Below are 11,875 nucleotides of genomic sequence, written 5' to 3'. Positions count from 1 at the left end.
CTCGCGAATCGGGGGCCTCGGGGCCCCGAACGCCGGTCGGGCTGGGGTTGGCCATGTCTTGTGAATCGGTGGCCTTGGGTGGTCCCGAACGCCGGCCGGGGTGGGGGGTGGGTTCGGCCGGCGTTCGTGGGCCTGTTAGGCCGAGTGGGTGAGGGTGGCTGGTTCTACCGCGTGGGTGAAGGGGAGGCCCCTGGTGTAGCGGTCGAGTTCGTCGAGGGCCAGGGCGACCATGCGGCGGAGTTCGCCGCCCAGGGAGCCGGCGATGTGTGGGGTCAGGAGCACGTTGGGCAGGTCGTACAGCGGGGAGGCGGCGGGGAGGACGTCCGGCTCGGTGACGTCGATGACCGCGTCGAGGCGACCGGCCACCAGTTCCTCGGTGAGCGCGTCCTGGTCCACGAGCGAGCCCCGCGCGGTGTTGATCAGCGTCGCGCCGTCCCGCATCAGCGCCAGTCGGCGACGGTCCAGGAGGTGCCGGGTGGACTCCAGTTCGGGCGCGTGCACGCTGACCACGTCCGAGCGCTCGACCAGTTCGTCCAGGTCCACCCGACGCGCGCCCAGTGCCTGGGCCTGCTCGGCGCTCACGTACGGGTCGTGCAGCAGCAGTTCGAAGTCGAACGGGCGGAGCAGTTCGAGCACCCGGCGACCGATCCGCGAGGCCCCGACGATGCCGATGGTGCGCCGGTAGTTGCCGAATCCCGGGAAACGCGCGTCCCAATCGACGAGTCGCCGCTCGGCGCGGTACGCGTCCCGGATCCGCAGCACCTTCTTGTTGGCGAACAACACCGCGGCGACCGTGTACTCGGCCACCGGCAGCGCGTTCGCCGAGGCTCCCGAGGAGACGGCCAGGCCGCGCTCCCAGGCGGCGTCGGTGAGGTGGTGCTTGACCGAACCGGCCGCGTGCACCACCGCGCGCAGTCTCGGGGCCCGGGCCAGTACCGCCGCGTCCAAGGGCGCGCTGCCCCAGCAGGTGAACAGTACTTCCGCCTCGGCCAGCGCGGCGGCCACGGCCGGCGTGTCGAAGTCGGCGGCGATCAGGTCGAGATCGACGTCGGCCAGCGTGCTCAGCCGGGCCCGCGCCTCGCCGTCGAGGATGCGCGTGGCCACGGAGGGGTCCATCGCGAGCAGCAGTCGCGGCCGGTGCCGGCGCGGCGCGCCCGTACCGCCGGCGGACTCGAATCGGGTGGTGCCGTCGCTCACTTGACGCTCCCCGCGGAGAGCCCCGAGCGCCAGTGGCGCTGGAGCGAGACGAACGCGACGACCAGCGGAACCACGGCCATCAGCGATCCGGTGATCACCAGCGGATAGAACTCGGGGAAGGCGTGCGCGTTGGTGTTCCACGAGTACAGGCCCAGGCTGACCGGGTAGAGCTTTTGGTCGGAGAGCATCACCAGGGGCAGGAAGAAGTTGTTCCAGATCGCGGTGAACTGGAACAGGAAGATGGTCACGAAGCCCGGCATCATCATCGGCATCGCGACGCCGAAGAAGGTCCGGATCTCGCCGGCGCCGTCCATCCGGGCGGCTTCGAGCACCTCGCCGGGGACGTATCCGGCGCTGAACACCCGGGCCAGGTAGACCCCGAACGGGTTGACGATGACCGGGATGAACACCGCCCAGAAGGTGTTGACCAGGCCCACCTTGGACGCGAGCAGATACAGCGGCAGCGCGACGGCGGTGGTGGGTACGAGCACGCCCAACAGCACGCCGCCGAACAACTTCTCCTTGCCGGGGAAGTCGAATTTGTCGAACGCGTAGCCGGCGAGCACGCTGATGAACGAGCCGAGCCCCGCGCCGACGCCGGCGTAGAGCAGGCTGTTGAGATACCAGTGCCAGTAGATGCCGTCGCCCTCGGTGCTGACGGCCTTGACGTTCTCGGTGAAGTGGAACCCCTCGAACGCGAAGCCGTCGCCGCCGAACAGGCCGCCCATGTCCTTGGTCGCCGCGATCAGCAGCCAGGCCAGCGGCAACATCATGTAGAGCGTGACCAGCACCAGGGCGCCGTTGACGGCGACCTTGCCCATCAGCGCCTCGGTGGCGCGGCCCTTGGCGCGTGGGCGGCGGGTGGGCTTGGCCGCGGGTGTACGGGTCGGCGCGGGAGCGGGGGCCGCGGCCCCGTCCGGTTGTTGCACGGTGGTGCTCATGCGGTCCTCCGTCCGGACGACAGGCGGGTGACGCCGAACGACAGTGCCGCGGCGAAGACGGCGAGCAGCACCGATGCCGCCGCCGCGAGGCCGAAGTCGTTGGCGCGGAAGGCGGCCGAGTAGGCGTACATGTTGGGTGTCCACGAGCTGCCCACGGCGGGGTTGGCGTCGCTGAGGATGGACGGCTCGGTGAACAGTTGCAGTGAGCCGATGATGGTGAACAACATCGTCATCGCGACGGCGGCGCGGATCATCGGGATCTTCACCGAGACCGCGATGCGCACCGGTCCCGCGCCGTCCACCGTGGCCGCCTCGACCACCTCGCGCGGGATCGCCTGGAGCGCGGCGTAGAAGATGATCATGTTGTAGCCGATCCACTCCCACGTGGCGATGTTGACGATCGAGAACAGCGCGGTGTCCGAGGCCAGGAAGTCCCAGTGGATGCCGCCGGATTCGAGCAGTTCGATAACCGGGCTCAGGCCCGGGGTGTAGAGGTAGACCCAGATCAGCGCGGCGATGATGCCCGGGACCGCGTGCGGCAGGAACAGCGCGAGTTGGAAGAACCGGCGGGCCCGGGCCAGCGCCGAGTCCAGCAGCAGGGCCAGCGCGAGCGCGGTGCCGACCATCACCGGGATGTAGAGGAGGCAGTACAGCCCGATCGCGACGAAGCCGTCGCGGAACTTCTCGTCGCCGAGCGCGTCGGCGTAGTTGCCGAAGCCGCTGAACACACGTCTGGTGCCGCCGAAGCCCAGTCCCGAGGTCTTCTCGGTGAACAGGCTGAGCCAGATCGCGTAGCCGATCGGCACGACCATGGTGGCGATGAACAGCGCGTAGAACGGGGTCAGGAACAGCGCGGCGGTGGTCTTCCGGCGCCGGCGTCCGGCGCGCAGGGATGTGTTCATGGAACTGCTTCCTCGTGGCGGTCCCCCGGTACGCGGTGGCGCGGGGCGCACCGGGGGCCTGCGGATCACGGGTCGGGCCGAAGGACGGCCTCGCGGGGCGAGCGGTCTGCTCTCGGCCCGTCGCGGGCGAGCGGTCAGCTCTTGACCGAGATGCCGCGCTTCTTCAGGTCCTCGACGGTGGTCTTCTGGGCCTCCTCCAGGGCGCCCACGATGCTGCCGCCGCTGGAGAGCTTGCCGAACTGGTCCTTGAGGATGGTGTTGGTCTGCGTCATCGACGGGCCCCAGGTCCAGCCGGTGCCGATCTTCCCGGTGGCCTCGGTGAACAGCGGGTAGATCTCCTGCTTGCCGAAGTAGCCGGTGTCGAAGGACTGCGCGGCGGTGGGCACCAGCTCGGTGGCGGCGGGGTACGCGCTGGAGGTGCCGCTGGCGATCCGCGCGGTGATGCCCTCCTTGGTGGTGGTCATCCACTCGATGAAGGTGAGCGCGGCCTTGGTCTTCTTGCTGTCCTTGCTCACCGCGAAGGTCGAGCCGCCGAGCATGCCGTTGGACGCGGTCCCCCAGTCCGGCAGCGGCGCGACCGCCCACTTGCCGGCCAGGTCGGGCTGGCTGCTCTTGAGCACGCCCGCGCTCCACGAGGCGCCGACGATGCCGACCGTGCCGCCGCTCTTGAGGTCGGCGTTCCACTGCTGGCTGAACGAGGGCTGCACGCGCACCAGGTCGTCGGAGACCAGCTTGTTCCAGTACTCGCCGACCTTGCGCGAGCTCGGGTCGGTCAGCGAGACCTTCCAGGCGTCGCCCTCGGTGCCGAACCACGAGCCGCCGGCCTGCCAGGTCAGCCCGGCCATGGTGCTGGGGTCGTCCGGGTAGAAGGTGCCGATCCGCGCGTTCGGGTCGGCCTTCTTGACCTGCTCGGCGGCGGCCCGATACTCGTCCCAGGTCTTGGGCACCGGGATGTTGTGGTCGGTGAAGAAGTCCTTGCGGTAGTACAGCGCCATCGGCGCCGCGTCCAGCGGCACGGCCCAGGTCTTGCCGCCGAGTTCGGTCAGCTTGTTGACCGACGCGGGGAATTTCGACTTGAGGCCGGATACCTTCGACGAGAGGTCCTGCACGGCCCCCTGACTGACGAAGTCCGGCAGCTGCGGGTACTCGATGGTGAGCACGTCGGGGGCGTTGCCCGCCTTGACCGCGTTGGCCATCTTCGCGTAGCCGCCGGCGTTGCCGGAGGGGATCTGCTCGTACTTGACCTGGATGTCGGGGTGCGACTTGTTGAACGCGTCCACGACCTCCTGGGTGCCCTTGGTCCAGGACCAGAAGGTGAGCTCCTGCTTCTGGCCCGGGCCGCCGCCCGCGGCGGGGGCGGCCCCGGCGTCCTTCTTGTTGTCGTCGCCGCCGCCACAACCGGTGACGAGGCTCAGGGCGGTGACTATGCCGACGAGAGCCGTGCCGAGTCTGGTGGATGTGCGCTGCATGGATGCTCCTGGGTCGAACCTGCATCGAAGGCGATAGCGAGCATCATTCGGTCAGGAGCGAACAGCGTCAAGAGCAAATGAACAATCGATGAAAAACGAAACTCGCTATGATCGTTCGATCACAGAATGGCTTGTTCGCTTTCGCTCGCTCGGATCGAATCGGTCGGGTCGGTCGAATCGCTCGCGTCGCCCGGCACCGGGCCGGCCGACTTCGGGTCGCTCGGCTGCGCTGCGCTCGGCTCCGTGGTGGCGCGCAGCCGCAGCCTGGGCACCAGCGAGATGTGTCGGGGCGCGCGCCCGTCGTCGCCGTCGGCCAACCGCGCGGCGAGCAACTCGACCGCGATCCGGCCGACCTCGTGCTTGGCCGGCGCGATCGCGCTCAGCGGCGGATCGGCCAACGCGGCCACCTCGTCGTCGTAGGCGATCAGCGCCAGGTCACCGGGCACCTCCAGCCCCGCCGCACGCAGCCGGGACACCAGCAGCAGCGCGTCCTGGTCGTTGTGCACCAGCGCGGCGGTGGCGGCCCCCGAGCGGGCCGCCTCGATCACCCGGGTGACCGCCCGGTCGAAGCCGTCCGCGTCCTCGCCCGGATGCGGTGTCTCCACCCCGGCCGGATCCGGCGGGGTCAACGACAGCGCGGCCATCGCGGCGGTGTAGCCGGCGTGCACGGCCGGCGTGGTGGGACTGCCGAGCCGGGCCACCAGCAGGATGCGCTCGTGGCCGAGCGCGCCCAGTCGGCGAACCGCCTGCGCCGCGCCCAGCGCGTGGTCGGAGGCCACCCGGTCCAGGTGTTCGAGCCCGGAGCCGATCTCGGCGCGCCGCTCCACCAGCACCACGGGCACCGGCAGGCGTCCCATCCACGCGTCCTCGCCGCCCGGCCCCGGCGCGCGCGAGGGAGTCAGCAGTAGCCCGTCCACGCCGCCGCGCAACAACTGGTCCACCTGGTCCCGGTCCTCGCTGGGCAGGTAGCGCGAGATGCCCAGCACCAGCCGGCCGCCGATCGCTTCGACCGCGTCCCGGGCGCCGCGCACGACCTCCGGAAAGTAGTAGGTGGCGGACGGTACGAGCATGCCCACCGTCGGGCCGTCGTGGCCGTTCGCGGGCGGCCGGCCCGGCTCCGGCGCGGACGGGCGGGCATGCGGGAGGGTGGCGCCGCCGTGCACGCGGGCCAACAGGCCGCTCGCCACCAGAGCGGTGACGTCGCGCCGCACGGTGACCAGGGACACGCCCAGTTCCTCGGCGATCTCCACCACCTTGACGCTGCCCTGTTCGCGGGCCGTCCTGAGAATGAGTTCCTGCCGCTGTTCCGCCAACACCGTGGACGTCGTCCTTCCGTTCAGCGCACGGCCCGGACCGGGCCGTGCCCCCCTGCGTCCGGCTGCTGTCCGGCCGCCGCCTCAGCCTAGGGCATCGCCATTCGATTTTGATTGAAAAGGATCGTTCGATCAAACCGACTCTTGACCTGATCGATCGACCCCGCCTAGCGTGTCGACGGCCGCGCGCGTCCAGTCGAGGAGATCCGTGAACACACCGCACCCCTTCGTGCTCCCTCCGGAGGATCGCGCGCTGAGCCCGTACACCGGCTGGACCCGCGCGCACTGGGAGGCGGTGGCCGACGGCCTGCTCGCCGCGGTGCGCCCGTACCGCTCCCCCGGCGGCGCGCTGATCACCCTTCCGGGGCGCACGAGTTGGTCGGGCGAGCGATCGGACGGACTGGAGGGCTACGCCCGCACGTTCCTGCTCGCGGCGCTGCGCGCGGCCGGCACCGCCGCCTCCGGCCGCGCGGTCCCGGCGGGCCTCCTGGAGCCGTACGCCGACGGCCTGCGCGCGGGAACGGCCGCGCCGGGTACGGCGGATCCCGAGTCCTGGCCGGCCGTGGTCGACCGCGGTCAGGCGATGGTCGAGTCCGCGTCGGTGGCCCTGGCCCTGCACCTGACGAAGGATCAACTGTGGGACCGGCTCGACGAGTCCACCCGCGAGCGGGCGGCCGACTGGCTCGCGGGCGCACTGCGGCACGAGCCGGTGGACAACAACTGGTGGCTCTTCCCGGTCGCGGTGGGCACCTTCCTGGAGGCGGCCGACCGGCACCGCGACGAGGCCCACGCCGCGATCGAACGGGGGCTGGGCAGGATCGAGAAGTGGTACGTCGGCGACGGGTGGTACACCGACGGCGCCGGACGCTACTTCGACCACTACAACGGCTGGGCCATGCACCTGTACCCGCTGCTGTGCGCGGCGGTCGCGGGCGCGCCGGCCGATCCCGTCCGGCGCGCGCGCCTGCGCGAGTTCCTGACCGGCTACGGCCGGCTCTTCGACCGCACCGGCGCGCCGCTGCACCAGGGACGCTCACTGACCTACCGGTTCGCGGCGGCGGCTCCGCTGTGGCTGGGCGCCCTGGTGGACGCCACGCCGTACCCGCCGGGCACCACCCGGCGGCTGGCGAGCGGGGTACTGCGACACTTCCTGGACCGCGGCGCGGCCCGCGACGGCCTGCTGTCACTGGGCTGGCACGGACCGGACCCGGCTACCGTGCAGGCGTACTCGGGCTCGGCGTCGCCGTACTGGGCGGCCAAGGGCTTCGTCGGCCTGCTGCTGCCCGAGGGGCACGAGGTGTGGACCGCCCGGGAGAGCGCCGGACCGGCCGAGGACGTGGACGTCGACCCCGCGCTCGGCCTGCCCGGTCCCGGCCTGCTCGTGCACTCCGGGCACGGCGTGGGACGGCTGGTCAACCACGGCGCCGACCACCAGCCGGCCGCCGCGACCACAACGTCCGCCGGCCTCGACGCGGACGATCCGCTGTACGCCCGGCTGGCCTACTCGACGCTGACCGGCCCGACCCGGGAGGGCGATCCGGCGGACAACCACATCGGGCTCGTTTTGGCCGGCGGGACGACCGGGCGCGGCCGGATCGAGCCGCTGGGCGCCGGCCCCGGGTGGGCGGCCTCGGCGCACCTGCCCACGCTCGCCGGGCAGCCGGTGCCGGACACCCGGATCGTGTCGATCAGCGTGGCGCGCGGGCCGTACGAGGTACGCGTACACCACGTCCGGGCGCCCGAGGGCGCCGCCGTGCGCGAGAGCGGGTGGGCGCCGGCGACCTCGTCCCGCGACGAGTTGCGGTCCGCGGCCGACGGCCTCGGCGCGCGGGTGGCCACCGCGTCGGTACACAGCACGCTGACCGGCGCGCACGGCTGGGACCGGGCCCGCGTCGACTCGGCGCCGCACGGGACCGCGTTCGGCGAGGTCGCCGAACTGGCCGTGGTGGAGGGCACGGTGGCCGCCGGCCCGCTGGTCACGGTGCTGTCGCTGACCTGGGCGGACGCCGCGCCCGTCGCGGCGCCGCGAGTGCTGGCGACGGCGTCGGGCGTGCACGTGACATGGGCCGACGGAAGCACGAGCCGGATCCGCCGGGACGGGGCGGACCGCTGCTCGGTGACCCACGAGCACGTCTGAACCGAAGCGCCGCCGCCACCCTGCCCGCTCGGACCGGGCGGACCGGGCGGACCGGGCGGACCGGGCGGACCGGGCGGACCGGGCGGACCGGGCGGACCGGGCGGACGGTGCCCGGTGACCCACGAACACGCCCGAACCGAAGCGCCGCCGCGCCCACCGCGAGCGCCGCGACCGCTCGGTCCGGGTCGCCCGGCGGCGCCCGGGCGACCGGCTCAGCCCGCCAGGCGGCGCACCATCAAGGTGTTGTCCGTGCGGGTGGTGGGCCGACCCTCGGGGTCGTTCTGGATGCGCTCGTGCTCCTCGCTGCGGAGCACCTCCCACTGCCCCTCCGGGAGTTCGAGCGCGGCCAGCACCTCGTCGGGGGCGGGGAACCGCACGTCCGGGTGCGGGTTCGTCTCCCAGGCCGGGAACCCGCAGTGGCCGACCACCAGCAGCACGCCGCCGGGCGCGACGTTCGCGGCTGCGGTGCGCAGGATCGCGTCGCGGTCCAACTCGCCGTGCGAGTGCAGGAAGTGCGCCGAGATCAGGTCGAAGGTGCCGGCCGGGAAGGTCGCGCCCAGGTCGTGCCACTGCCAGTCGATCAGGTCGGTGACCCCCTCCTCCTTCGCGTGCTCGGCGGCCCGCTCCAGCGCGATCCGGGAGACGTCGGTGGCGGTCACCCGCCAACCGCGCTTGGCCAGCCAGATCGCGTCGGCCCCCTCACCGCAGCCCAGGTCCAGCGCGTGGCCGGGCGGCAGGTCGGAGGTCTCCCGGACCAGGGCGGCGTTCGGGTTGCCGCTCCAGATCCGGTGGCTTTCCGCGTAGCGCGCGTCCCAGAGTTCCGCCGCCGAGGGCTGGTCGGCGTGCTCCGCAAGCTGGTCGTCGGTCATCGTGGGAGTCCTCTGTGACGGTGGCGAATGCGCCCGGCCGTGTCCGGCCAAGGCAGGGCGGCACGTGGTCCGCCGCCCTGTCCAAAATGGTCCGCCCGACGCCCGGCGATTGACAAACCTTGTTGCCGAGTCGGCAAATGGTGCCATGAAAGATGGCGAGCTCACCTCGGTCCTCACCGCCGTCGGCCCGCGCCTGCGAGCCCTGCGCCTGGAACGAGGCACCACGTTGGCCGACCTGAGCGAGAGCACCGGGATCTCGCCCAGCACGCTGTCCAGGCTGGAGTCCGGGCTGCGCAAACCCACCCTGGAACTGCTGCTCCCGCTGGCGAAGGCGTACGGCGTGCAGTTGGACGAGTTGGTCGACGCGCCGGAGACCGGGGATCCGCGGGTACACGCGCGCCCGATCCAGCGCCACGGGATGACCATCATCCCGCTGACCCGGTACAGCGGCGGGCTGCACGCGTTCAAGCAGATCCTGCCGCCCGGACTCGGCGGGAGCGCACCCGAGTTGCAGACGCACGAGGGCTACGAGTGGATGTACATCCTGTCCGGCCGGCTGCGGCTGTACCTGGGCGAGCACGAACTCGTGCTGGTGGCGGGCGAGGCCGCCGAGTTCGACACCCGCACCCCGCACGCCTTCACCTGCGTCGGGCCGGAGCCGGTGGAGTTCCTCAGCCTGTACGGCACCCAGGGCGAGCGCATGCACGTACGGGCCCGGCCCGGCGGCGGCGGGTAAGCCGCCCACGCGTGCCGGAGGGTCGTCGCGGTGCGGCGACCCTCCGGCACGTTCGTACCGGCATGGGACGTGCCGGGTGGGATCAGAAGGTGACGTCGGTGCACTGGTAGAAGGCGTTGCCGGTGTCCGCGATGTCCCAGACCGCGAAGATCACCGCCTTGCCGCTGCGGCCGGCCGGGAGCGTGCCGGTGTGCGAGACGGTCGCGCCGGGCTGGACCCCGCCGTACGGGACGCTCAGGAACGGGGTGCTCTCCAACTGCGCCCGGGTGATCGGCTGGCTGGGATTCCAACTCGCCTTGGTGACAAAGTAGCGGAACGTCGTGGTGGCGTGCCGCGCGGTCAGCTTCCAGGTGAACGTCTTGCTCGATCCGGAACTCACCGGAGTGCTCGGCCACGCGCCGCCACGCGGGTCGTCGAGTTGGGCGAAGCGGCTGTTGCCGCCCGCGCAGAGTCGGCCGTCGGCCGGTCCGCGCGCCGGGAAGCCCTTGGGGCCCTCCACGCTCTGCGGTTCCCACTGGATCTCACCGCAGTTGGTGACGGTGCCCTGGGCGCAGTAGGCGGAACGGCTCGGCGGGCTGGTGACCCAACCGTGCGCGCCCGCGGTGCCGGCCATCATCAGGGGGAACGAGACGGCGGGGATGGTCAGCGCCGTCAGGATGGTCCTTTTACGCATGGAACTCTCCTTGGGGACGAGTGAATGCGAAGGACGTTCGAACGGTCCGGGTCCGCGTCGTACGCCTTTTTCACCGGATGCCCACATCCGTAGTGCGTTCCTCAAGTTAAGAGGTCCAGACCACTCGGTCAATGGTCTGGACCACAGCAACGAAGATGAAGTCCCTTTCCGGACACGGAGATTGATGATCTTGCCAATTTTTGCCGGTCGCTCCGAGCGGGGATCGAACGCTCAGACGCGATCGGCTTCGGCGTGCGACTCCGGTGCCAGTACTTCCAGTTCCGCCATCGCGCCGACCGTGATCTCGCGGGTCAGTCGCTCCGCGCCGGCCGCGTCGCCCTCGCGGACCGCCTCGGCGACCCGGACGTGCAGCGTGACCGCGGCCGGGTCCGGGTCCGGGAACATCACGTGGTGGTGGGTGCGGCCGGTCAGCACCTCGGCGACCACGTCGCCTAGCCGGGCGAACATCTCGTTGCCGGACGCGGCCAGGATCACCCGGTGGAAGGCGATGTCGTGCACGAGGTACGCCTCCAACTGCCGGCCGCGCGAGGTGGAGACCATGCCGAGCGCGTGCTCGGTCAGCGCGGCGCACTGGGCCGGCGTCGCGGACGCCGCGGCCAGCGCCGCCGCCGCGGGCTCGATCGCCGAGCGCAGTCCGGTCAGCGACCGGAGTTGACGCGGGCGGTCGGCGCCCGCCAGCCGCCAGCGGATCACGTACGGGTCGAAGACGTTCCACTGCTCGGCCGACCGGACGGTGACCCCGACCCGGCGCCGCGACTCGACCAACTGCATCGACTCCAGCACCCGAATCGCCTCGCGGACCACGGTGCGCGAGACCTCGAAACGGTGTTCCAGCTCGTCGGTGCGCAAAACCGTGCCGGCGGGGTAGGCGCCGGCCGTGATGGCCGGCCCGAGGGACTCCAGCACCTTCATATGCAAGCCCCGGCCCTCGTTCTCCATGGCGGCAGCCTACTGGGCGGGGTGCCGTGAGCCGATCAGATTACGTATGACTTAATTGTTCAGAAGTCTTGATTAAGTACTACCTATAAGTTTGGGTATGGGACGGCGCCCGAGCGCGAGCCGGGCAAGGACAGCGAGGTATCGATGAACGCCCCCCACGTCGTGGTGGTCATGGGTGTGTCCGGGACCGGGAAGTCCACAGTCGGTCGGCTACTGGCCGCCGAACTGCGGGTGCCCTACGCGGACGCGGACGACTTCCACCCACCCGCCAACATCGCCAAGATGTCGGCCGGGATCCCGTTGGACGACGTGGACCGCGCGCCGTGGCTGGACGCCGTCGGCGGCTGGCTCGCCGCACACGCGCAGTCCGGCGGCGTGGTCGGCTGCTCCGCGCTCAAGCGCGGCTACCGCGACCGGCTGCGGCTGGCGGCGCCCGAGCTGATCACCGTGCACCTGGTCGGCGACCGCGCCCTGATCGCCGAGCGCCTGCGCCGGCGCACCGGCCACTTCATGCCGGAGACCCTGCTGGCCTCGCAGTTCGCCGATCTGCAACCGCTGGAGTCGGACGAGGCGGGCCTCGTGCTCGACATATCGCCCGGACCCGACGCCGTCACCGAGCAGGCCGTCATCGCGCTGCGCCGCCTGGAACCGAATCAGGAAACTTCGTGACCGCCATAG

At 71.4% G+C, this 11,875-nt stretch carries 11 protein-coding genes; 3 read left to right on the top strand and 8 right to left on the bottom strand.

From position 1 onward, the window contains the following. Positions 1–135 precede the first annotated feature (135 nt). From ACIBSV_RS03635 to ACIBSV_RS03615, 5 genes are all read right to left on the bottom strand, one after another. A complete protein-coding gene (locus ACIBSV_RS03635; protein ID WP_395859336.1) occupies positions 136–1,116 on the bottom strand; it encodes a hydroxyacid dehydrogenase in 981 nt (326 codons plus the stop codon). A 77-nt stretch (positions 1,117–1,193) separates the two neighbouring features. Next, complete coding sequence (locus ACIBSV_RS03630) at positions 1,194–2,138, bottom strand: carbohydrate ABC transporter permease (protein WP_395859252.1); 945 nt, start codon at positions 2,136–2,138, stop codon at positions 1,194–1,196. Beyond that, entirely contained in the window at positions 2,135–3,040 is a 906-nt protein-coding gene (locus ACIBSV_RS03625) for a carbohydrate ABC transporter permease (protein ID WP_395859251.1), read from the bottom strand. The genes ACIBSV_RS03630 and ACIBSV_RS03625 overlap by 4 nt, the downstream gene beginning before the upstream one ends. A 134-nt stretch (positions 3,041–3,174) precedes the next feature. After that, entirely contained in the window at positions 3,175–4,509 is a 1,335-nt protein-coding gene (locus ACIBSV_RS03620; RefSeq protein WP_395859250.1) for an ABC transporter substrate-binding protein, read from the bottom strand. 119 nt (positions 4,510–4,628) lie between these two features. Next, positions 4,629–5,825 carry a substrate-binding domain-containing protein gene (locus tag ACIBSV_RS03615; protein WP_395859249.1) on the bottom strand — a complete coding sequence of 399 codons (1,197 nt, stop codon included), beginning with the start codon at positions 5,823–5,825 and terminating at the stop codon, positions 4,629–4,631. A 205-nt stretch (positions 5,826–6,030) separates the two neighbouring features. Here ACIBSV_RS03615 and ACIBSV_RS03610 point away from each other — a divergent pair, with 205 nt between their 5' ends. Further along, entirely contained in the window at positions 6,031–7,959 is a 1,929-nt protein-coding gene (locus tag ACIBSV_RS03610; RefSeq protein ID WP_395859248.1) for a DUF2264 domain-containing protein, read from the top strand. Positions 7,960–8,171: 212 nt separating this feature from the next. On the opposite strand, the gene ACIBSV_RS03605 is transcribed toward ACIBSV_RS03610, so the two are convergent. Further along, entirely contained in the window at positions 8,172–8,828 is a 657-nt protein-coding gene (locus ACIBSV_RS03605; RefSeq protein WP_395859247.1) for an SAM-dependent methyltransferase, read from the bottom strand. A gap of 145 nt (positions 8,829–8,973) precedes the next feature. Between ACIBSV_RS03605 and ACIBSV_RS03600 the strand changes: the two genes are divergently transcribed. Beyond that, on the top strand, positions 8,974–9,564 hold the full coding sequence (locus ACIBSV_RS03600; RefSeq protein WP_395859246.1) for a helix-turn-helix domain-containing protein: 591 nt from the start codon (positions 8,974–8,976) through the stop codon (positions 9,562–9,564). Positions 9,565–9,646: 82 nt separating this feature from the next. Here the strand turns inward: ACIBSV_RS03600 and ACIBSV_RS03595 are convergent, their stop codons facing one another. Next, entirely contained in the window at positions 9,647–10,237 is a 591-nt protein-coding gene (locus tag ACIBSV_RS03595; RefSeq protein ID WP_395859245.1) for a lytic polysaccharide monooxygenase, read from the bottom strand. A gap of 231 nt (positions 10,238–10,468) precedes the next feature. Next, the gene (locus ACIBSV_RS03590; RefSeq protein ID WP_395859244.1) at positions 10,469–11,197 is read right to left on the bottom strand and encodes a FadR/GntR family transcriptional regulator; all 729 of its coding nucleotides are present in this window, start codon (positions 11,195–11,197) and stop codon (positions 10,469–10,471) included. Between the two features lie 144 nt (positions 11,198–11,341). On the opposite strand from ACIBSV_RS03590, the gene ACIBSV_RS03585 reads away from it, so the two are divergent. Continuing rightward, the gene (locus tag ACIBSV_RS03585) at positions 11,342–11,866 is read left to right on the top strand and encodes a gluconokinase (protein WP_395859243.1); all 525 of its coding nucleotides are present in this window, start codon (positions 11,342–11,344) and stop codon (positions 11,864–11,866) included. Positions 11,867–11,875 lie beyond the last annotated feature (9 nt).

Source organism: Embleya sp. NPDC050154, assembly GCF_044460165.1.
GTDB lineage: Bacteria > Actinomycetota > Actinomycetes > Streptomycetales > Streptomycetaceae > Embleya.
The sequence above is the reverse complement of the archived record's forward strand: the minus strand, read 5'-3'. Positions and strand labels throughout refer to the sequence as shown.

Bases quoted from the DNA above. Each gene is read 5' to 3' on its own strand.
- ACIBSV_RS03595 (WP_395859245.1), bottom strand. From the start codon at position 10,237: ATGCGTAAAAGGACCATCCTGACGGCGCTGACCATCCCCGCCGTCTCG.
- ACIBSV_RS03590 (WP_395859244.1), bottom strand. From the start codon at position 11,197: ATGGAGAACGAGGGCCGGGGCTTGCATATGAAGGTGCTGGAGTCCCTC.
- ACIBSV_RS03625 (WP_395859251.1), bottom strand. From the start codon at position 3,040: ATGAACACATCCCTGCGCGCCGGACGCCGGCGCCGGAAGACCACCGCC.
- ACIBSV_RS03635 (WP_395859336.1), bottom strand. From the start codon at position 1,116: ATGGACCCCTCCGTGGCCACGCGCATCCTCGACGGCGAGGCGCGGGCC.
- ACIBSV_RS03605 (WP_395859247.1), bottom strand. From the start codon at position 8,828: ATGACCGACGACCAGCTTGCGGAGCACGCCGACCAGCCCTCGGCGGCG.
- ACIBSV_RS03585 (WP_395859243.1), top strand. From the start codon at position 11,342: ATGAACGCCCCCCACGTCGTGGTGGTCATGGGTGTGTCCGGGACCGGG.
- ACIBSV_RS03630 (WP_395859252.1), bottom strand. From the start codon at position 2,138: ATGAGCACCACCGTGCAACAACCGGACGGGGCCGCGGCCCCCGCTCCC.
- ACIBSV_RS03600 (WP_395859246.1), top strand. From the start codon at position 8,974: ATGAAAGATGGCGAGCTCACCTCGGTCCTCACCGCCGTCGGCCCGCGC.
- ACIBSV_RS03620 (WP_395859250.1), bottom strand. From the start codon at position 4,509: ATGCAGCGCACATCCACCAGACTCGGCACGGCTCTCGTCGGCATAGTC.